Source organism: Sinomicrobium weinanense (genome assembly GCF_018863395.1).
Taxonomy (GTDB): Bacteria; Bacteroidota; Bacteroidia; order Flavobacteriales; family Flavobacteriaceae; genus Sinomicrobium; species Sinomicrobium weinanense.
Genome location: NZ_JAHKRR010000004.1, coordinates 316625 through 338931, shown reverse-complemented (window position 1 = coordinate 338931; position 22307 = coordinate 316625). Strand labels below are relative to the sequence as shown.

At 46.6% G+C, this 22307-nt stretch carries 18 protein-coding genes; 11 read left to right on the top strand and 7 right to left on the bottom strand.

The genetic code is table 11. The features are described from left to right. Nucleotides 1–89: 89 nt before the first annotated feature. From KN811_RS13745 to KN811_RS13735, 3 genes are read left to right on the top strand one after another with little or no spacing between them, the layout of a single operon-like run. Nucleotides 90–917, top strand: a complete 828-nt coding sequence (locus tag KN811_RS13745) for a cell envelope biogenesis protein OmpA (RefSeq protein WP_187966614.1) — start codon at nt 90–92, stop codon at nt 915–917. After that, complete coding sequence (locus KN811_RS13740; RefSeq protein ID WP_187966613.1) at nt 904–1389, top strand: Rab family GTPase; 486 nt, start codon at nt 904–906, stop codon at nt 1387–1389. Before KN811_RS13745 ends, KN811_RS13740 begins: the two co-directional genes overlap by 14 nt. Further along, on the top strand, nt 1389–2897 hold the full coding sequence (locus tag KN811_RS13735) for an ATP-binding protein (RefSeq protein ID WP_187966612.1): 1509 nt from the start codon (nt 1389–1391) through the stop codon (nt 2895–2897). Before KN811_RS13740 ends, KN811_RS13735 begins: the two co-directional genes overlap by 1 nt. 174 nt (nt 2898–3071) lie before the next feature. Here KN811_RS13735 and KN811_RS13730 read toward each other — a convergent pair whose 3' ends face one another. After that, nucleotides 3072–3503 carry a tellurite resistance TerB family protein gene (locus tag KN811_RS13730; protein ID WP_187966611.1) on the bottom strand — a complete coding sequence of 144 codons (432 nt, stop codon included), beginning with the start codon at nt 3501–3503 and terminating at the stop codon, nt 3072–3074. A gap of 268 nt (nt 3504–3771) precedes the next feature. Here KN811_RS13730 and mfd point away from each other — a divergent pair, with 268 nt between their 5' ends. The 6 genes from mfd (at nt 3772) to KN811_RS13700 (ending at nt 10946) form a co-directional block, all read left to right on the top strand. Continuing rightward, nucleotides 3772–7131 carry a transcription-repair coupling factor gene (gene mfd / locus KN811_RS13725; RefSeq protein WP_425596679.1) on the top strand — a complete coding sequence of 1120 codons (3360 nt, stop codon included), beginning with the start codon at nt 3772–3774 and terminating at the stop codon, nt 7129–7131. 207 nt (nt 7132–7338) lie between these two features. Then, the gene (locus KN811_RS13720; protein ID WP_187966610.1) at nt 7339–8217 is read left to right on the top strand and encodes a cell division protein FtsX; all 879 of its coding nucleotides are present in this window, start codon (nt 7339–7341) and stop codon (nt 8215–8217) included. A gap of 70 nt (nt 8218–8287) precedes the next feature. Beyond that, the gene (locus tag KN811_RS13715; RefSeq protein WP_187966609.1) at nt 8288–8551 is read left to right on the top strand and encodes a DUF3098 domain-containing protein; all 264 of its coding nucleotides are present in this window, start codon (nt 8288–8290) and stop codon (nt 8549–8551) included. A gap of 68 nt (nt 8552–8619) precedes the next feature. Next, nucleotides 8620–9417, top strand: a complete 798-nt coding sequence (locus KN811_RS13710) for an undecaprenyl-diphosphate phosphatase (protein WP_187966608.1) — start codon at nt 8620–8622, stop codon at nt 9415–9417. Nucleotide 9418: 1 nt separating this feature from the next. Continuing rightward, nucleotides 9419–10117, top strand: coding sequence for a tRNA pseudouridine(55) synthase TruB (truB, locus tag KN811_RS13705; RefSeq protein WP_187966607.1), 699 nt, complete (start codon nt 9419–9421; stop codon nt 10115–10117). A gap of 88 nt (nt 10118–10205) precedes the next feature. Beyond that, nucleotides 10206–10946 carry a hypothetical protein gene (locus KN811_RS13700; RefSeq protein WP_187966606.1) on the top strand — a complete coding sequence of 247 codons (741 nt, stop codon included), beginning with the start codon at nt 10206–10208 and terminating at the stop codon, nt 10944–10946. Between the two features lie 100 nt (nt 10947–11046). On the opposite strand, the gene KN811_RS13695 is transcribed toward KN811_RS13700, so the two are convergent. The 3 genes from KN811_RS13695 to KN811_RS13685 form a co-directional block, all read right to left on the bottom strand. Continuing rightward, nucleotides 11047–11988 (bottom strand): helix-turn-helix domain-containing protein, encoded by a 942-nt coding sequence (locus KN811_RS13695; protein WP_187966605.1) that lies wholly within the window; start codon nt 11986–11988, stop codon nt 11047–11049. Nucleotides 11989–12118: 130 nt separating this feature from the next. Further along, nucleotides 12119–12361, bottom strand: coding sequence for a uroporphyrinogen decarboxylase (locus KN811_RS13690; RefSeq protein ID WP_187966604.1), 243 nt, complete (start codon nt 12359–12361; stop codon nt 12119–12121). A 26-nt stretch (nt 12362–12387) separates the two neighbouring features. Next, nucleotides 12388–13158, bottom strand: a complete 771-nt coding sequence (locus tag KN811_RS13685; RefSeq protein ID WP_187966603.1) for an SDR family NAD(P)-dependent oxidoreductase — start codon at nt 13156–13158, stop codon at nt 12388–12390. A gap of 101 nt (nt 13159–13259) precedes the next feature. Between KN811_RS13685 and KN811_RS13680 the strand changes: the two genes are divergently transcribed. Beyond that, nucleotides 13260–13622 carry a winged helix-turn-helix transcriptional regulator gene (locus tag KN811_RS13680; protein WP_187966602.1) on the top strand — a complete coding sequence of 121 codons (363 nt, stop codon included), beginning with the start codon at nt 13260–13262 and terminating at the stop codon, nt 13620–13622. On the opposite strand, the gene KN811_RS13675 is transcribed toward KN811_RS13680, so the two are convergent. Together KN811_RS13675 and KN811_RS13670 are read right to left on the bottom strand one after the other, a co-directional pair. Beyond that, a complete protein-coding gene (locus tag KN811_RS13675) occupies nt 13606–14802 on the bottom strand; it encodes an anhydro-N-acetylmuramic acid kinase (protein ID WP_187966601.1) in 1197 nt (398 codons plus the stop codon). The genes KN811_RS13680 and KN811_RS13675 overlap by 17 nt on opposite strands. A gap of 185 nt (nt 14803–14987) precedes the next feature. Continuing rightward, the gene (locus KN811_RS13670; protein WP_187966600.1) at nt 14988–15743 is read right to left on the bottom strand and encodes a DeoR/GlpR family DNA-binding transcription regulator; all 756 of its coding nucleotides are present in this window, start codon (nt 15741–15743) and stop codon (nt 14988–14990) included. A 345-nt stretch (nt 15744–16088) separates the two neighbouring features. On the opposite strand from KN811_RS13670, the gene polA reads away from it, so the two are divergent. Beyond that, nucleotides 16089–18914 (top strand): DNA polymerase I, encoded by a 2826-nt coding sequence (gene polA, locus KN811_RS13665; protein ID WP_187966599.1) that lies wholly within the window; start codon nt 16089–16091, stop codon nt 18912–18914. 533 nt (nt 18915–19447) lie between these two features. On the opposite strand, the gene KN811_RS13660 is transcribed toward polA, so the two are convergent. Then, entirely contained in the window at nt 19448–22105 is a 2658-nt protein-coding gene (locus KN811_RS13660; protein WP_187966598.1) for a DUF5916 domain-containing protein, read from the bottom strand. Nucleotides 22106–22307: the final 202 nt, after the last annotated feature.

Below are 22307 nucleotides of genomic sequence, written 5' to 3'. Positions count from 1 at the left end.
AAAAGGCTGTCCCGACAGGATCGGCCTGTTTCTGTTTCCTGTAAAACAAATGTTTTTAGTAATAGGTAGCGCCTGCAATTATCTTTGAAATGAACGAGAATGATAAGTTAAACATCCTGAAAGATATTCTCCTTACAGACGACCGGGAGTATGCAGAGTCCATTGTCAAACGCATGGAGACCCTGGAAAATCTGGTCCATACCCGTTCGAAACTCTCAGATAAGGTAGACCCCATCATAGACCACAAACTCGACGAGTTTATCCACGAGATCCCCAGAACCCTCGGACCTACCATTACAGAAACCCTGAAAACGGAGATCAAAAATTCCAAGGACCAGGTGGTGGAAGCACTTTACCCCATTATGGGTAAAATGATAAAGAAATACGTGTGGCAGGAAATAAAACTATTGTCCGAGAGAGTGAGCAAACAGGTAGAAGACAGCTTTTCGGCCAAATCCTGGAAACGACGGGTCAAATCTTGGTTCACCGGAGTCAAGGAACACGATCTCATTTTGTCGGAACTGGGAAATGCCACCATAGAACAGGTTTTTGTCATCGAAAAGAACTCGGGCATCTTACTGGGCAATTACTCCAAAACAGAAACCATAGACAAAGAAATGTTCTCGGGAATGCTCACAGCCATTAAATCATTTGTGGAAGACGCCTTTCAGCAAAAAGGGCAAAATCTTGAGCTCATTGAATATGAACTGTACAATATTCACATACAAAGTTTCGTTTCCTACTACATAGCTGTGGTCATCTCAGGGCAATACACTACCCCAATTAAAAACAAATTGCAGGATATCATTTTTAATTTCTCCCAAAACTTTCTGAGCTTAGTAATCTACAATCCTGACATTACCAAAAATGATATTGTAAACGAATTAAATTATTATTTTAATAATGACCGCATCTAAAAAAATTGTTCTTTTGGGGCATTTTGGCGTAGGAAAAACCTCTTTGGTACGACGTTTCGTAGAGGACACTTTTTCAGATAATTACAAAGTCACCATTGGTGTACACATATTAAAAAAAGAAGTGAAACTGCCGGAAAACCAGATCAACCTCATCATCTGGGACATCGAGGGCAGTGAAGATATTACCAGGACACGTTCTTCCTACCTCCTGGGATCGCATGGTTTTATCTATGTTTTTGACACGACCAGAAAATCTACCTACGAGAACCTGGCTGCCGACCTGGAGCACATCAGATCTAATTACAACGATGTTCCCGTGCTGGTAGTGGGCAACAAAAGCGACCTGGTTACCAGGGCCCACCTCAGGGAGAACAAGCAACACTTTAGCCTGGCCCAATATTTCTCCAGTGCCAAGACCGGAGAAAATGTAGAGACCCTTTTCGAAGACCTCACAAAAAAACTGATCGAATAATGCTTGAAGCCTATAAAAAGCAATTCCTGTCGCCCAAAGTGCAGTTTATTGTCATCTCGGAAAAGGGGGACATCCTGGACTCGGACGACGTTCTTTTTCCCTTTAAAAAGGAAAAGAACATCATTCATTGCCATCCCTTTTTTGAAAGCGTCATTCCACTGCTCAATCATACGGAAAACTCCCTTTCCTTCTCTTGTGTACACATTGGCGAAAAGATATGCGACATTAATTGCAAAACCTTCAGGGATCAGGATCCGCTTATCATTATCCACGACCTCACCGACCACTATCAATCCCTGCAGACCGTTACGCAAAAGCGGAACGAAACGGTCATAGAATCGGAAATACTCACCCTGCACAACACTTACCTGCAGGAAAAGGAAGCCTTTAAACGTACGTTCATCGCCAACTTCAGTCATGAAATACGAAATCCGCTCACAGGAGTCTTTTCCTTTACCGAAATGCTGGAAAAGACCAGCCTCTCCGACGAACAGTACGACCTGGTAGAAGTCGTAAAAGCCCTGTGCCAGGACCTGAACATTATGATCAACGACATCCTGGACCTCTCCAAGATCGAAGTCGGTAAATTTGCCGTAAAAAACGAAATATTCAACTTCACCGAACTGCTCGAGACCACAGACTTCATATACGGCACCAAGGCAAGGCAGAAGAAACTCCAGTTCCGCATGCATGTGGACAAAAAACTGCCCAAATATATTGAAGGAGACAAGACACGGATAAAACAGGTACTGACCAATGTCATAGAAAATGCCATCAAATTTACCGAGGAGGGACATATAGACCTCTATGTAAAACTCAATCACAAGAGGGCAAACAAGGTAAATATCCAGTTTGAGATCACAGATACCGGAATAGGCATTCCCAAAAAACACATTAACGATATATTTACCAGCTTCACCCAGGTACACAAGGACAACAAATACTCCGGAACAGGCCTTGGCCTCACCATAGTAAAAAACCTCGTTACCCTGATGCAGGGCGAGATCGCAGTCGAAAGCGAACCGGGCAAAGGGACTTCCATAAAATTCAACCTGAGACTGAAATTCCCCATCAACTACAAGGAACCCCAGAAGAAAGACCGGGACGACAATAAAGTTCTGTTCAACCCCAAAAAGAAACACAACATCCTGCTCGTGGAAGACAACAAAATAAGCCAGATCATCGTACTGAAGATCCTGTCTTCCCAGGGGGCCTTTTACCTGGATATTGCAGAAAACGGGCAACAGGCCATGGAAAGAGTGGAAGAAACCCAGTACGACCTCATACTCCTGGATATCCGCCTGCCCGATGTTACCGGGTATGAACTGGCCCCGGTGATCCGGAGCCTTCCCGAAAAGAAATATGCCAAAATCCCCATTGTAGCGCTCTCAGGCAGCCTTATGGGAGACAATAAGACCAAATACAAGAAATCGGCCATGAACGACGTATTGCAAAAACCGTTTCAGGAACAACAGTTACTTAAAACACTGCATAAATTCCTCAAGTAAAGGGTATTGGTCGGTGATCAGTGATCGGTAAACGGTATGGCAGAGTTTCGGTAACTTATCGGGATAAAGAAATAGCAGGCAAACAACCATACATTACAACAAGTCAGGTCACCAGGAAACAACAGACCAACCGGCAACCAGAAACTGAAAGCTGTTCTCGCGGCCCACAGTGCCTTATCGGTTCATATGCCGCATTTCCTCCTTAAAAGTCTCCAGGTCTACATGATGAGACACCAGGTCATAGGCCTTGTTTACGATGTATTTCACATTTCCCGGAGTGAACCCCAGCCCTATTGCAAGTTTATACAGCATTTGTGTTTCTTCCTCGTCTGCAATGTGGTCTGCATAGACCATACAGGTAAGGTCGTATAATCGATGTAGGCGGGACTCGTAAAAAAGAGGAGGGTTTATCGGGTATTTCTCCGGGTTTTTCAGAATAGCCTTATAGTCTTCCTCTGAAATATCCAGATTACTTGCGAGACGGTCCAGAAAGGCCTTTTCCTCCTCGTTGATCTCTCCGTCAGACAAAGCTATGCGCACTATCGCTGCAAAATGATCCCGGTTGCGTTCCAGAAAAGCACTGGAATATAAATCTAAGATTGACATGTCTTTTATTATTTACTCTCCGAATTTTGCGCAAATATACATCTTTCTGCAATATATTTAACATAACGGTTGCCAGTGTACGAGTATACGAATTGTTTATTCCTCTGTATACACCCGAACACACGGATACCTGCATACCCGAACACTCGTATACAAATCCGTTTTTATTACCTTTGCACAAAATATCTGTACAGTGAGCAAGACCCATGCCTCGCCAATTTCACTCCCGGCAGCGATCGGGACAATGGGAATAACACAGTCTCCGCAAATGCGAAAACTGCGGAACGCCATGGCCCATACCCAACTCCCGGAGCATATATATATAAACGGACTCGTAGGTTCCTCCCTCTCTTTTGTCATCGCCGAAAATTTTAAGAACAGCGACCTGCCCCACCTGCTTATCCTCAATGACAAGGAAGAAGCGGCCTATTACCTGAACGACCTGGAACAGCTTATAGGCGACCAGCATGTGCTGTTCTACCCCGGAAGCTATCGCAGGCCTTACCAGATCGAGGAGACCGACAATGCCAATGTACTACTGAGAGCGGAGGTACTGAACAGGATCAACTCCCGGAAAAAACCCGCCCTTATTGTCACCTATCCCGACGCGCTCTTCGAAAAAGTGGTCACACGTAAGGAACTGGAAAGGAACACGCTGAAAATGAAAGTCGGCGATCTCATCTCGCCCGATTTTATCAACGAGGCCCTCTTCGAATACCATTTCAAACGGGTGGATTTTGTTTCCGAACCCGGGGAGTTTTCGGTACGGGGAGGCATTATAGATGTGTTTTCCTTTTCCAATGACGAGCCCTATCGTATCGAGTTCTTTGGCGACGAGGTAGACAGCATCCGGACCTTTGATGTAGAAACGCAGCTCTCCATAGACAGGCTCAAAAAAATAACCGTCATCCCCAATGTAGAAAACAAGACGCTGAATGAATCCAGGGAGAGCTTCCTGAAATACATTCCGTCCAAAACCGTGGTTTTTCTGCAAAACACGGAAATGCTCTACACGCGTATAGACCGTCTTTTCGGTAAAGCCGAAGAAGCCTTTGCTTCCCTCTCCAAAGAGGTGAAACACGCTTCCCCGGAAGAACTGTTCTGCTCCTCGAAGTTACTGAAAGCACAGCTTTCTACCTTTATCACGGCCGAAACAGGCAACCAGGCGCAACTCCCGTTCAGGAAGCATCAGGTAGCCAGGGAAGACCATGCCGTGATCACATTCCACACAAGGCCACAACCTTCGTTCAACAAGCAATTCGACCTGCTTATTGAAGACCTCCGGAAAAACAGTGAAAACGGTTATACCAACTACATATTTTGCGTCAGCGGGCAACAGGCCAAACGCTTTCGCGATATTTTCGAAGAGATCGAGGGAGAAGTGCAGTACAGGACCGTTGTCTTCCCCATCTATCAGGGCTTTATCGACGACGACCAGAAAACGGTCTGCTATACCGATCACCAGATCTTTGAACGTTATCACAAGTTCCATCTCAAGAACGGTTATGCCAAAAAGCAGGCCATCACCCTGAAAGAACTGACCCATCTGGAGATCGGGGATTATGTAACCCATATCGACCACGGTATCGGCAAGTTCGGCGGACTACAAAAAATACAGGTGGAAGGAAAGCCCCAGGAAGCCATAAAACTTATTTACGGAGATCGCGACATCCTTTATGTGAGCATACATTCGCTCCACAAAATAACCAAGTACAACGGCAAGGATGGCAAGCCCCCCAAAGTGTACAAACTGGGAAGCAATGCCTGGAAAAACCTGAAGAAAAAGACAAAAAACCGGGTCAAAGAGATCGCTTTCAGCCTTATTGACCTCTACGCCAAAAGACGCGCACAACACGGATTTGCTTTTGCCCCCGACAGCTATCTGCAACACGAGCTGGAAGCCTCTTTTCTCTACGAGGACACTCCAGACCAGAGCAAGGCCACTCTCGATGTGAAAAACGACATGGAAAATGAGCACCCCATGGACCGCCTTGTATGTGGGGATGTGGGCTTTGGCAAAACCGAAGTGGCCATACGGGCCGCCTTCAAGGCCGTGGACAATAGCAAACAGGTTGCCGTCCTCGTCCCGACCACCATCCTGGCCTTTCAGCACTACAAGACCTTTAGCGAAAGGTTAAAGGACCTTCCGGTCAATATCGATTACCTCAACCGTTTCCGTACCGCCAAAGAAAAACGCGAAATACTGGAAAAACTGGCCGAAGGCAAAATAGATATTATTATAGGCACCCATCAACTGGTCAACAAAAACGTAAAATTCCGGGATCTCGGACTTCTCATTGTCGACGAAGAACAAAAATTCGGGGTTGCTGCCAAGGACAAGCTGAAAACCCTGAAGGAAAATGTGGACGTACTTACCCTTACCGCTACCCCGATCCCCAGGACATTGCAGTTTAGCCTTATGGCTGCCAGGGACCTCTCTGTGATCACTACGCCCCCACCCAACCGTTATCCCATAGAGAGCCACGTTATACAGTTTAGCGAAGAGGTTATAAGAGATGCGGTTTCTTACGAGATACAACGCAGCGGACAGGTATTCTTTATCCACAACCGTATAGAGAATATCCAGGAAGTGGCCGGCATGATACAACGCCTGGTCCCCGATGCCAAAATAGGGATCGGCCACGGGCAGATGGAAGGGAAAAAGCTGGAAAAACTTATGCTGGCCTTTATGAACGGAGAGTTTGACGTGCTTGTGTCCACCACCATCGTGGAAAGCGGCCTGGACGTACCTAACGCCAATACCATCTTTATCAACAACGCCAATAATTTTGGCCTGAGCGACCTGCACCAGATGCGCGGCCGTGTGGGACGAAGCAATAAAAAAGCCTTCTGTTATTTTATAACACCACCCTATTCTGCCATGACCGAGGATGCCAGGAAACGTATCCAGGCCCTGGAACAGTTCACCGAACTGGGAAGCGGTTTTAACATCGCCATGAAAGACCTGGAAATACGCGGTGCGGGAGACCTCCTGGGCGGTGAGCAAAGCGGGTTTATCAATGACATCGGTTTTGACACCTATCAAAAAATACTCAGCGAAGCCATAGAAGAGCTCAAGGAAAACGAGTTCAGGGACCTGTACAGCAAAGATGAGGATACCCGCGATTACGTCAGGGACACCCAGATAGACACCGACTTTGAACTGCTTTTCCCGGACGATTATGTGAACAATATTACCGAAAGACTCAACCTCTATAATCAGCTGAGCAATATTAATACGGAAGCGGAAATAGAGAAATTCGAGGCCGACGTCACCGACCGTTTCGGCCCTCCCCCTTTTCAGGTTACAGACCTGCTCAACAGTGTTCGGATCAAATGGATTGCTTCCGGAATGGGACTGGAGAAAGTAGTGCTCAAACAGGGAAAAATGGTCGGTTATTTCATTGCCGATCAGCAAAGCAGCTTTTACCAGAGCAAAAAGTTCAACCGTATCATACGGATCGTACAGCAACAACCCTCACTTTGTAAGATGAAAGAAAAACAGACCCGCCTCGGAGGGCTCCGGTTATTGCTGGCCTTTGACCATATTACCTCGGTAAACAAAGCATTAAAAGCCCTGCGCCCCTTTGTCGTGGAAGAAACAGTACATGCCCCGGTGAAGGACTAAAATCAAGGAATTACACAAAAACACAGTATCAGCACTTTGTGTTTGATCCGTAAAGCCTGGTGTTACAATAAAAGCAATATATACTGAAATGGCTTATAAACAAAGGTATATTGGCCCTGTTTTTTTCATTAATCCTCCTCACGAAGCAAGAATCGAATTTCGAATTCGTTATATTTGCAGGGAAGCCGGAAAATTATGACATAAGCCATGAGCAAATCATTTGAAAGGTATCAAAAACGAAGATTGATCTCTTCATACTTCTCCGTAACATTAAGTATTGCCCTGGTGCTGTTCCTGTTGGGTATGCTGGGCCTGTTGGTGATCAACACCAAAAAGCTGGCCGACCATTTCAAGGAGCAGGTGGCCATTTCCATTTTCCTGAAAGACAATGCCAAGGAGGTGGAGATAGACCAGTTGCAAAAAAGCCTTTCCCTGGCAGAATACACCAAATCGGTGGAGTTCGTGTCCAAGGAAGCTGCTGCCGAGGCCCAAAGCGCAGAGATCGGGGAGGATTTTGTAAAATTCCTCGGATACAACCCATTGCAAAATTCGATAGACGTAAGACTGAAGGCCGATTATGTCGATGCCGAAAAACTGGAGGAAATTGCCAATCAAATATCTTCCAGGAACTTTGTAGAGGAAGTTTCCTATGACCGCCCACTGATATCGCTGCTCAACGAAAACATAAAACGCCTCAGTTTCTGGATACTGATCGTCAGCGCCGCGTTTACCGTAATAGCCGTGCTGCTCATCAACAGTTCCATCCGCCTGTCTATTTATTCCAAACGCTTTATCATAAAGACCATGCAAATGGTAGGGGCCACAAAACGCTTTATACGAAGGCCTTTTATCTGGACCAGTGTAAAACTCGGGATGGCCGGTGCGGTGATCGCAACCCTAGCCATGGGGATATGCCTGTATTATTTTAACGACAGGTTCCCGGAACTCAACCTCATGCAAGACCCTTTCTGGTTGATCGTCCTGTTTATAGGTATTTTTTTAATGGGAGCCGTGATCAGCTGGATAAGCACCTATTTCGCAGCACAGCGATTCCTGAATTTAAGGACGGATGATCTTTATTATTAGGGGATGGCACATAGATAACGCAGATACAGACAACAAAACACCATAAGACACAAGTCAAAAACTATTCATCATGAATAAAAAAGGCAAAGAAACACCCAGTGAATTTATCTTCCAGAAAAAGAATTATACCATTATGTTCATAGGGCTGGTATGCATAGCCCTGGGCTTTGTACTCATGAGCGGCGGCGGCAGTGACGACCCCAATACCTTCAATCCCGAAATATTCAGTTTCCGCAGGATACGCCTGGCCCCCACATTGGTCATCATAGGTTTTGCCCTGGAGGTCTACGCCATTCTGGCATCTCCCAAAAAAAAGGAAAACAAAGGCAAATAAATCCGTTTATCCTTCGTTAAGGCAAGAGATCAGTTATAATTTTCCCACACTGAAAACGAAAACTACGCATGGACATTATTGATACTATTATCCTTGGGATCATCCAAGGGCTTACGGAATTTTTGCCCGTTTCCTCCAGCGGACACCTCGAACTCGGAAAAGCCATCCTGGGAGACAATTCCATTCCCGAAGAAAGCCTGCTTTTTACCATCATCCTCCACTTTGCTACTGCTCTCAGTACTATTGTTGTGTTCCGAAAAGAGGTTATGGAGATACTGAAGGGACTATTCCAGTTCCGATGGAACGATGAAACCCGTTTTTCCCTGAAGATCATTGTTTCCATGATCCCGGCAGTATTTGTGGGCCTGTTTTTCGAAGAACAGCTCGAACAGCTTTTTGGGGAAAACATTCAACTGGTAGGCTTTATGCTGCTCATCACCGCGCTACTGTTATTTCTGGCCGACAGGGCGAAAGACACTTCCAAGAACGTCACCTACAACAATGCTTTTATCATCGGCGTATCGCAGGCCATAGCCATGCTTCCCGGGATTTCCCGGAGCGGTTCTACAATTTCCACTTCCGTTTTGCTGGGCATTGACAAGAACAGAGCTGCCCGGTTCTCATTCCTCATGGTGGTTCCACTGATCTTCGGCAGTATTGCCAAGGAGGCTATATCTGGCAAAATAAGCTACGATTCTCAACAATTCACTCCGCTGGCCATAGGGTTTGTTGCCGCTTTTATCTCCGGCCTGCTTGCCTGTACCTGGATGATAAAGTTGGTAAGAAACAGTAAACTTACGTACTTTGCTGTATATTGCCTTATCGTTGGAGCAGTAGCCATTGTTTATTCCTTTTTGAGCAACTAAAATGTATTCGGAAGAAGATTTTAAAACCGGGAGAATACTTCTGATAGACAAACCCCTCAAATGGTCGTCTTTCCAGGCTGTAAACAAGGTAAAATGGGCTATCCGTAAAAAATTCGGCCTTAAGAAGATCAAGGTGGGACACGCCGGGACCCTCGACCCCCTGGCTACCGGCCTACTGATCATATGTACGGGAAAGTTCACCAAGAAAATCCCGGAATTACAGGGACAGAAAAAAGAATATACAGGAACCTTTACACTGGGAGCCACTACCCCATCCTATGACCTGGAGACCGAAGTAGACCAAACCTACCCTACGGAGCATATCACCGAAGCCTTAATACAAGAAACCACTACCCGGTTTACCGGTGATGTCGAACAGGTACCCCCGGTTTTTTCCGCCATAAAAAAAGACGGGAAACGCCTCTATGAACACGCCCGTAAAGGTGAAAAAGTTCAGATCGCCCCGCGAACAATACACATCAGTGAATTTGAGATCACCAGGACCGAACTGCCCGAAACGGATTTTCGCGTGGTCTGCAGTAAGGGCACCTATATCCGCTCACTGGCCTACGACTTTGGCAAATCTTTGCGATCGGGCGGACATCTTTCTGCGCTGCGAAGAACCAGGATCGGCCAATATCATGTCAGCGACGCCATTTCGCCCGAAGCATTCGTCGCCCTGCTGAATGCAGAAAATTAATTTTTTTAGTACCTTCTCCTTTCCAAAACAGGATATTTTTAAAATTTGTCAAATTATTTTCCGGTTCGGACGTTTATATAACATGGAGTTGAGCAGAAAACAACTGTCGTTGCTGATATCATTTCTCATCATGATGCTGGTGGTGTTTATCCTATTTAACATACATCTGGCGGAACAGCATGAGAAAGAGATCCTTTTTGAAATGCATTTTGAAGAACTGCCGGACGAAGAGGAAGAAAGAGCCGCCCCCGAAGAGAACAAACTCCAGACCCATATGGCCTATAACGAAACCGTGACCAGCAGGTTTGACAAGGAGACCCGGGAATTCAAGACACTGGAAGAGATCGAAGAGGGAAGGGACACGAAAGAAGACGCCCCGGAAAATCCGGATGAAGAAACTTCTGCCGAAGCTGACCAGAATACGGACGACCGTTACCTCACCTCCGAGACCGGGACCTCAGCCCTGCCTTCTTCGGGCAAAAAGAAACAAAAGGCCAAACGATCTGACGGGGACAACTCATCGGATGCCATTGTAAAAAACAACCGCGCCAATACCAACAGTTCCATCTCCTATTCCCTGGCGGGAAGGACCCATAGGATACTCCCTAACCCGGTTTACACCTGCACATCCCGCGGAAAGATCGTCATAAACATCAAAGTGAATGCCCTGGGCCATGTTACCGAAGCTACTTTTAACAAAAGGAGCTCTACAACCAGCAATGGCTGCCTGGTAGACCATGCCATAGCCTATGCCCTGAGGGCCACCTTCAACAGGAAAGACAACAAAAGCGAACAGACAGGCACCATAACCTACCTGTTTCAGGGATAATAAGACCTCGATACCCTTCAATTGCACTCAGGGCAGCGCACTGCTCCTGCACCCTGGCACCCGGCCTGAGGGGAATGACTATTCTAATGCCGAACTCAGGCTAACCATTGGGCACGGGTTTCTTTCCATTGATCCCTTCCCTGTATCCTCTCGGGGTTTTCCCGGTTTGTTTCCGGAAAAAATTGTTGAAGTATGCCGGATTTTCAAAGCCCAGGCAATACGCTGCTTCGGCAATGTTCCAGTCCGTGTGCTTCAGCAGGGTCCTGGCCTCCTTGATCAGCCTGGCGGAAATATGTTCTGTGGTCGTTTTCCCTGTCACTTTTTTCACGGCCCTGTTCAGGTGATTGGTGTGCACTGACAGCTGCTGGGCATAATCGTTGGCAGACCTGAGCTGCAAAATATGTTCGTGCGAAACAGGAAACTGCCTTTCCAACAATTCGAAGAACATAGCTGCAATACGCGATGCAGCATCCGTATGCTTAAAATAGGAATCTGCCGGCTGCATTTTCAGGGCCTCATGCATAACGAGGTTCATATAATTGCGGATAAGATCGTACTTATAGCGATAGTCGGAATCGATCTCCAGAAGCATTTTTTCAAATAACCTGCCCACTTTTTTCTCCTGCTCCTCATCAATAAAATACACCGGTTTCCCCCCTATCCTGAACAAAGGGGAGTTCTGTAAGCTCTCACTCTGGTGATTGGTATTCACAAAACCGTCCGTAAACAGGCAAAAGTATCCTGTCTGCTCCCCTTCCCCGGCTTCCCAGGCATAAGGGATATTGGGATTGGAGAACAACAATGCCCTTTTGTTTATGGCAATGCCCTTATCGGCATAATACAGAGTCCCGGAACCAATGATCAGGGAGATCTTATAAAAGTCCCTGCGATTATAGGGCGAATAGTCCTTGCAGGTCATATCGTTTCGCCGGTACACGTTAAAATGATCCAATTCTCCCACCTGCCTATGGCGTGAAGCCGGAGACGTACTTTTAAAGGAAACTCTGCGGTAAAAGTCGGTTAAGGATTCGCTGCTTTTCATCTGGTGTGTTAAAATGGTCTCTGGGTATAAAACCTTAAAGTTATAAAATTCAGGACAAACACCATCACGGATCCACAGATTTACCGGATGCGACAGAAAAAAAGGGACCGTCTATTCATTAATCTGCCCATTATTTCCCGCGTTTACGAATCGCATAGACAAAATACAGGTTAACGCAGAAAATAGTAAAATTGGTTACAATGATCGGTATGGAAGGATGGGGCAGCAAAAAACCATACACCGTAAAAAGGAGGCATCCCGCAGCATTGATCGCTCTTAATTTCAGTACATCCCGCATAAGAAAGGACAACAGTATACCGGCAGAAGCGGCATATCCTATCCATTCGACAAGCGGGATGTTCCAGGATTCCATATTATTTCTTCTGTTTTATCATAAAATTAACTGTTAAACCCGCCATCTATGGTGATGGACGTACCCGTGATAAACCGGCTTTCCGGCCCGGTAAGAAAATAGACCAGGCCGGCAATTTCCTCGGCTTTCCCGTAACGGGAAACAGGAATATGCTTTTTGAGCTCCAGGGCCATGTCACTGTCGGCAGGGTTCATATCGGTGTCTATCGGGCCGGGCTGCACCAGGTTTACTGTGATGTCCCTGGAGCCGAGTTCCCGGGCCATTCCCTTGTTCAACCCGATAAGGGCGGATTTACTCATACCGTACAGTCCCATATTAGGGTCGCCCACACGATCGGCCACATTACTACCAATGGTAATGATACGCCCTCCCTCAGGCATTTTGCCCGCTGCTTCCTTCATCGCCAGGAAAACCGCCCGTACGTTTACAGACATCATCCGGTCAAAATCTTCCAGTGTACTCTCCTGTGTGGGCTTATACAAAAAGACTCCTGCATTGTTGACCAGGATATCGATCTTTCCGTAACGGGAAATTGCCTCCTGTATGGCCGTGGTAACACCCTCTGCACTCTGGTTATCAGCCACTATTTCCTCGGCCTCCCCGCCGGCTTTCTTCACTTCGTCTGCCACAAGGGCTGCCTTTTCACTGTGATTTCCGGAATGTGTAAAGACCACCCGGGCACCTTCTGAAGCCAGGCGTTTTACTATGGCTGCTCCCATACCGCGGCTGCCCCCGGTGACAAAAGCTATTTTACCGTGAAGCTGCCTGTGTTTACTGATAGATGTGTCGTTTTTCATATCAAATTTATTTTTAGGATTATTTGTTTGCTAAAGTACATAAGTCACTTTACATTTGTAAGTACTGTAAAAATTGTTAGGTACTGATAAAAGAGTAAGTTATGAGAAAAGAAACCTCCACCAACTCCCTGAATGAAAAGAAGATCAATGCTACCTGCGGCATGGGGTATGCCCTATCGCTTATAGGCGGAAGATGGAAATCCAATATTATCTGGAGATTGCTCAACCACGAAAAACTGAGGTATAGCGAGTTGCGAAGACTTATCCCGGATATTTCCGAGCGTATGCTGGTCTCCCAGTTAAGGGAACTGGAATCGGACCAGCTTGTGTTGCGAATTGTTTATCCCGAAGTGCCGCCAAGGGTCGAGTATAAGCTCACAGACCTGGGCAGGACCATGCATCCTATGCTGCAGGCCATTTCGGATTGGGGGGAAATGCATAAGGAGGTCACCCGGGAAAACTGACCTTGCCCATACTTACCCAGGGATAGGCCGCGGTCCCTTCGACATTTGCCGAACCGCTTACCGTTTCATTGGCCAGCAGGGCAAACAATACGGCCTCTTTGGCATCCGGGTCCAGCCCCAATGCCGAAGTATCGGTGAACTGCAGGTCCGGGCAGGTCTTTTTCAGCAGGTTCAGCACCAAAGGGTTAGATGCTCCTCCTCCACTGACAAATCCCCTTACGGAACTGTCCGCAGGCAAATGTTTCGCAATACATTGTGCTATACATTTTACCGTAAAATGGGCCAGCGTATGCAATATGTCTTCATGCGATAACTGTCCCTGCATACCAGATGTTTCCAGGGCTGCGTCCAGGTATTCCATATTGAACAGTTCCGGCCCCGTTGTCTTCGGTGCGGACAAGCGGAGAAACGAATGGTCCATAAGCCTGTTCAGCAGGTCTTCATTCAATTGCCCGCGGGAAGCGATCCGGGCATCCTCGTCGTAAGGCAGGTTAAAATATTTTTGCACATAAGCATCCATAAGGGTATTCCCCGGCCCTACATCTGTGCAGAAAACCCGGTCAAAACCCGTGGCAGCAGGAATAAAAGTAAGGTTGGAGATCCCTCCCATATTGAGCAGTAGCCTGGATTCTTCCTTATCGGCAAACAGTAAATAGTCCCCGTAGATCGCGAGGGGCGCCCCTTCTCCCCCGGCTGCAATGTGCTTCTGCCGGAAATCGGAAAGTGTAATGATCCCTGTGATCTCTGCCATATGATCCCCGTCGCCCAATTGCAGGGTCGCATTCGGGAACTCCGGATTGTGGTGAAAACTGTAAGGCGCGTGATAAACGGTCTGTCCGTGACTGGCGATCAGGTCTACCTCTTCCGGAGATATTTTCCACTGTTTCAAGGCATCCACAACCATCCGGGCCTGCACCTGTGCTACCAACGGATGCAACAGGCATATCTTTTCGAGTTCACCGTCCTTCCTGGCAAAAACTTCCCGGACATGCCCGCAAAAACCGGGTTCATAGGGAATGGTAGTAAACGCCAAAAGCTCCGCTCTCGTTTCAAGGCCGCTTCCGGTTATCCTGCAAAGGGCAATATCCAGTCCGTCCAGCGAGGTGCCACTCATCAGGCCGATGATGTTACGGGATGCCTTCCGGGATATTTCATACAGTTTTTCTACGGAGCGTTTCATCTGTTTATTTTTTATTTGTTTCTAATAGGTCATGCTTCGACAAGTGATATACTGAGCTTGCCGAAGTGCTCAGCACAGGCATGGAATGCCCTACGATCATATCGGCTGGTGTCCGGAAATTTGGTCATGGGCATTTCATAGGCTTCTATCTTTCTGAACAGGGAAAGTGCGTTTGCAGGTAAGCATCAGATGAAATCCACCCCGGTGGCCAGGAAATTGGCATATTTTCGTTTTAATGTATTTTGGGAAAGACTGGTTACTACGGTACCCACACGGCTTATTGGACACACCTTGTAGCGCTCTACCATATTGAGTTTTTCTTCCGTACACAGCAGAACCAGGTTGTCCGAAGCCTCGATCATCGCCTTTTTTACATGAGACACTTCGTAGTTTATTTCCGTAAGCCCTTCGGTAACACTCAGCGCCGATGTTCCGAGAAAACACAGATCGGCATGGACCTGAGACAGTGCTTTTATCACATCGATCCCTACCGTGACCTGGGCATTCTTAAGAAGTTTACCTCCGATAAACAAGACCTCCACATTCGGTTTTTCCGTAAGGATCATGGCAATAGACAGGCTATAAGTGTATACTGTAATACTGAGATGATCGGGGATCATGCTTACCAGTTCAAAATTGGTTGTCCCTCCGGTAACAATGATCACATGGTTTTCCCGGATCAGGGAAACCGCCTTTTCGGCTATGGTTTTCTTTTCCTCCAGGTTGGAAATACTGGCTTCGTCATAAGTATATATCTTCTGCCTGGTAGCCAGCGCCCCTCCGTGGACCTTTAATATCATACCTTTACCTGCCAGTTCGTTCAGATCCCTCCGGACCGTATCTTCCGACACCTTTAAAAATTCACTCAGATCCTTGGACAAAATTTTCCGCTCGCGGTTTACTTTTTGAAGAATTAGTTGCTGGCGCTCTTCTTTTAGCATTTTTCTGCGTTTTTATGCATTTTTGGTAAAAATACAAAAACTTCTTTCCCATCATACTTTTGCCCCTACCCAATTTCCCACAATGGAAGGGCGATATGTACAATATTTCACAAAATCACGTTACGACCGGGAGTTTTGGAGTCCTGGAGTTGGTGAGTTGGAAAATAAAAATCATGAATTATTACTTACTACACGAAAACCCCAAACCCTCAACTCCAGGACTCCAAAACTCAATTATTTACCTCTTTTCATCTGTGATACTTTTGCCCTGACGTTATGACTGCCCCGTTACCTGAAAAAAAAATTAAATCCTTACTTTTACACAAATAAACTTTAACAGCAATTATGTCTAGCCAGAAACGCCTTTTTCTCCTTGATGCTTTTGCCTTGATATTCAGAGGATACTATGCATTTATCAAGAATCCCCGGATCAATTCCAAGGGAATGGACACTTCCGCCATCATGGGATTTACCAACTCCCTGCTGGATGTGATAAAGCGTGAAAAACCCGATCACCTTGCCGTGGCTTTCGACAAGGGAGGTTCCGCAGCGCGTACTGAGATGTTCGAGGCTTACAAAGCGAACAGGGATGAAACTCCCGAGGCCATCCGCATCGCCATACCATATATCCAGGAGATCCTCAAAGCCATGCATATCCCCGTCATAGAGAAGGAAGGCTACGAAGCAGACGACATTATAGGCACCCTGGCAAAACAGGCCGAAAAAGAAGATTACCAGACCTTTATGGTGACTCCGGACAAGGATTTTGCCCAACTGGTATCCGACAATATATTTATGTACCGCCCTGCCAGAATGGGCAACGGTATTGAAATATGGGGCATTAAAGAAGTACAGCAGAAGTTTGAGGTGGAAAGACCTGAGCAGGTTATCGACTATCTGGGGATGATGGGAGACTCCGTAGATAATATTCCCGGTTTTCCGGGGGTGGGCGAGAAGACCGCTAAAAAATTCATCAAGGAATTCGGCAGTGTGGAGAACCTCATCGCCAATGCCGACAGCCTCAAGGGCAAGATGAAAGAAAAGATAAAAGACAATGCAGAGCAGGGACTGCTGTCCAAGGAACTGGCACGTATTATGCTCGATGTCCCTGTGAAATTCCACGAAAAGGATTTTGAACTGAACACTCCTGATTTCGACAAGGTAAAAGAGATCTTCCAGGAGCTGGAATTTCGTCGCCTTACCGAAAACCTGATGCGGACCTTTGCGCTGGAAACCACCACGGAAACTTCTACCGGGGGCAGCACCGCGTCAAAAAAGACACAGCAACAGGAAGGCACACAGTTCGATCTTTTCGGTTCTCCTTCCGAAGAGACTGAGACCGTAACAACATCTTCTTACAGTACTATCGAAACCGTTCCGCACCACTATCAATATGTAAATACCCCGTTGGGCAGAAAGTTATTGCTGGAAAAGTTGATGTTGCAAAAAAGCGTGTGCTTCGACACGGAAACAACCAGCATAAAATCACTGGAAGCCGAGCTCGTGGGCATAGCATTTTCCTGGGAACCGGGCAAAGGCTATTACGTAACCTTTCCGGAAGAGCAGGAAGAAGCAACGGCCATCCTGGAAGAATTCCGCCCTTTCTTTGAAGCAGAACAGATCGAAAAGATAGGACAGAACCTGAAATACGATATCAAGGTGCTGTCTAATTACAATATCCCGGTGAGGGGAAAACTTTTCGACACCATGATAGCCCACTACCTGATCAACCCGGATATGCGGCACAACATGGATGTGCTGGCAGAGACCTACCTCAACTACCAGCCCGTTCCCATCGAGACCCTGATCGGAAAAAAAGGGAAAAACCAGAAGTCCATGCGGACGGTAGAGATCGCAAAGCAGACCGAATATGCCGTGGAGGATTCCGACATCACCCTCCAACTCCGCAACCTCTTCGAAGGAGAACTTCCCAATCGCAATGCCCTGAAGCTGTTTGAAGAGATCGAAGCCCCTCTGGTACAGGTACTCGCCGATATGGAGATCGAAGGCATTCGGGTGGATACGGATTTCCTGAAATCGCTTTCCGAAGCCCTGGACAAGGATATAAAAAGCCTGGAAAAAGGCATTTACGAACAGGCCGGGGAAGAATTTAACCTGGCTTCTCCCAAGCAGCTAGGCCCCATCCTCTTTGACAAACTGAAACTGGTAGACAAACCCAAAAAGACCAAAACAGGACAGTATTCCACTGCGGAAGATGTGCTTTCTTACCTGGCCAAAGACCACAAGATCGTGGGAGACATCCTTATGTGGCGGCAACTTCAGAAATTACAGAACACCTATGTAGATGCCCTCCCGAACGAGATCAACCCGAAGACCAACCGCGTACACACGGTTTACAGCCAGGCCGTAGCTGCCACAGGACGACTGAGCAGCAACAACCCCAATTTGCAGAACATTCCTATACGCACCGAACGCGGAAGGCAGATACGAAAGGCTTTTATTCCCAGGGATGAGGACCACATCCTTCTCGCTGCCGACTACTCGCAAATAGAACTGCGCATCATAGCCGCCCTGAGCGAGGAGGAAAACATGATAAAGGCTTTTAAGGACGGCGAGGACATTCACGCTTCCACGGCGGCCAGGGTCTTCGGCGTGCCTCTCGAAGAAGTAACGCGGGAACAGCGAAGCAATGCCAAGACCGTAAACTTCGGTATTATCTACGGGGTTTCTGCCTTCGGGCTCAGTAATCAGACTTCCCTTTCCAGGAGCGAAGCCAAGGAATTGATAGACACTTATTATAAGACGTACCCGAAACTACGGGCATACATCAACGATCAGATCCACTTTGCACAGGATCACGGTTATGTAGAGACCATTCTGGGCAGGAGGCGCTATCTGCAGGATATCAATTCCCGGAACCAGGTAGTCCGGGGCGCTGCCGAACGCAACGCCGTAAACGCCCCCATACAGGGAAGTGCCGCCGATATCATCAAAATAGCCATGATCAACATCCACAAAAAGTTACAGGAAGGCGATTTTAAGAGTAAAATGCTGTTACAGGTACACGATGAACTCGTTTTCGATGCCTATAAACCCGAGCTCGATACCCTGAAACCCCTCATCAAATCCGAAATGGAGAATGCCTATAAACTGCTCGTTCCCCTCGATGTGGAGATCGGACTGGGAGAAGACTGGCTGGCGGCGCATTGATAAAATTTCTTGATCATACTGAAGAAGTAAAAAAACTCGTATATATCCGGATAATAAGGAGAAACCTTTAAGAGACTGCCTAAGTTTTATCCTATAAATTTTAGTACATGACAAAAATTGTTTTTGAGACTATTTAACCGGTAAATCAGCTCGTTCCCAACCCTTAAGGACAATGTCGTTTATTAAGGTCATGGATATAAATATATCACCCCTTCGGGGTTCAGAATCTCTTTAATGCCTTTGGGTCTATAAATATTTCAGCCTTTCAGGCTTTTTTTAATCCCGAAGGGATGATCGAATTATAGAATCAGAAACGGTAAGACAATATATAAACCCCGAAGGGGTGGTATAATTTGCTAAACTAAATGACATTGCCCTTTAGTGCTGGGATACCAAATCGAGGAGTTGTTGAAATTCAATTTTTGTCATGTACTAATCCTATAAATAATAACCCAAATTGTTTACTTTTTATATTTTTTGTATCCCTTATTAGTTACAGATCAAAATGAATTTACCAAAAGTTCTTAACGCCATCACAACACAAACCGATACGTCGCCTTGATCAGAAAGATATTCCTGGGCTGTGTTCCCAGGATATTCCTGTCCAGGGCAGCAAGCAGGTTATCCCGGGGATTACCGGACTGTGTGATCCCCTGCGACCATACCAGGTAGAGCTCGGAACCGGGGATATATTCCCACCGGAGCACCAGGTTGGAACGGAACTGTACAAATGAAAAGTCGGGATCTTTAAAAGAATAGTCCGTAGCACCGGTGTGCCCTTCATCTACAAAGTATGTTTGGCTTTCTTCATCATACCGTATCTCATCATCGCTAAAGCTGTAAAACCTGTCTTCAAAATTACTTGCCTGAGGGTTGGTTACATGCTTAAAGTCCGAATACCTTCCCCGGGAAATAAAAGGTTGCCCCCAATACTCAATAGTTAAATTGGGATTGATCGTATAATTCAGCCGGAAGGACATGCTCAGCGTTTTTTGATCGATTTCGGCATTCAGGTATCGCACTCCGGATCCGGTTTGTATGTTTTTTACAAACTGTAACTTGTCTTTATTGATCTTATAGGACGGTTCCAGGGAAAGTTTAATTGCATTGATCGGCCGGTAGATAAAGTATATACCGTATTCATCTATACGATATGCCTTGTCTTCTCCATCGGTAAAAGCGACCTCAAAACCGTAACGCAGCTTTTTCCTTTCATCCGAGTCTACAAAAGCCGAATAGGCAACCTCATCGGGAAGCCTGAGTTTGGGTCCACCACGCAAGGCTGTATTGGAATACTGTTTAATCCGGGCTGTGATACTTGTACCTATATACCAGTTGTTCTTGAACTGGGCATTATTGTTCGTGTTGAATGTCAATTCGTTATGATCACCCCCAAAATCCCAGGAGCTCCAATGATTGTAATTGATCTGTGCTTTTCTGAACACAGCGAACGGTTTTGTTATTTTATATCCTGCCCAGGCATAATGTGTTATATAATCTGCCCTCCGCAAAAAACCGACATCATTAAGTTCCAGTCCGGGGGAACGCCAGGTCACCCCGCTTTCAAAGTTGAGGTTGCCCCGGGCCTTACCGAACTGTACATTCCCTCCATGCCCGGCCAGGGATGTCCTGGTCGTATCCACCTCAGTGTAAGTGGCATCCACGCGCTGATATAACCTTGCTATATCTTCCTGCGTTCGCCTTATGGCCTCTTTTGAACCGGAAACCGCGCTCATAATAAGGTTCCCTGCCGTATACCACGTCCTGTTTTTCCACTGGTGCTTAAAATCCAGCCCCCCGGAATAGGCCGATTGATGTAAAAAATCCAGGTTATCCGGAAGGTCGCCCCGGTTGGTGGCCGTAAAGATCCCGCCTATAAACGAATTTCTTTCATTAAAATCTTTCTGTAACCTGCCCACAAAATAATTGGTAAGCGGTTCTATCAATTGCTCCCGCCGTTCTCCGTTATTGCTGATCTTTGCATATTCCCTGGAGGTCACGCTTTCCAGCACCCCTATGGACCAGCCATTCCTGGTTTTTCCGCTGAATTTGGCCGCTCCCAGTATGGTGGTGTTTTCCGGTTGTTCGGCATACTCCCCTGCGGCCGTGTCCGGCGAACCATGCGGACTTCTCCCTATCCGCCTCGAATAAAAAAGGTTGTCCGTACCTTCGGTATTTCCCGCAATGGTATTGGAAATACGGTAATCAAAGATGTTCTTGTTCTCTACGAAAAAGGGGCGTTGTTCGTCAAAAAATATCTGGAAACCATCCAGCGCTATGGCAGAGGGGTCGGCCTCCACCTGTCCGAAATCGGGATTTGCCGTAAAATCGAGGGTAAGATCGTTGGTGATCCCAACTTTACCGTCTATCCCGCCGTTCAGTTTGGTGTCCCTGCCATCCATGAACGGGTTGCCTTTTTCTTCTTCGTAGGTTTCCAGGGAACTCACCACATAGGGCTGTATTTCAAACTGTTTTTGCTGTTTCAGACCTGTAAGCCCGAGCAATTTTCCGGTTTCACTGATCCATCCCGGGGCATTCCTGGGGAAAAACTGCCATTCCGAACGCTCGTTATTCCTGAAGTACATTCGCGACAATTGCAGGCCCCACAACTGTTCCCTGTTCTTACCGAACCGCAACTGGCTAAACGGAATTCTCATTTCGGCCGTCCACCCCTTGCTGTCTGTTGCTGTTTTTACATACCAGATCGGATTCCAGCTTTCGTCCCATGCATTGCCGTTTTGGGTTACAAACTCATCTCCTTTTACCCCCGCAGCAGTTATGGTAAAGGCAAATGCCGTCTGAAGGTCGAGATTACTGTCAAACATGATCGTTACGCGATCGCCCTCAAAACCGTCACGCCTGGAAAGTCTTTTTACAATGTTGTCCGGTTCTGCATCAAAACAGCGGATGGCCACATACAGGTTTTTATCGTCATATATGATCTTAAATTGCGTCTGTTCTGTCGGCGGTGCATTTTCTATCGGTTCGCGCTGTGTAAAATTTCCTCCCCACTCTGCAGCTTCCCAGCTACTGTCTTCCAGTATTCCATCGATATCGGGAGGGGAAAACGTCCCCAAGGGCACGGTTGTATACACTTTTTTGGGGATATTGGCCCCTGGATCCTGTCCATGCAACAGGCAGCCGCAACAGGTCACAATTAGGAATACAAAGGTTTTCTTTCCGTGAAACATGGTTGGCACTGGTTATTTCCTTAAAGATAAGGCTTCTGGCAAATTGTTACATATTTCAGCCCACATTTGTTAAAATCCAATACTGAAGAGAGGTAAAACAGGCAAAATTATTTTATACGCATTTGTAAATCAAAACAATAACCACAATCTAAGGCAACCTTTTCAGAATTTCAGTATCTTTAAAATAAACCAAAACACCATA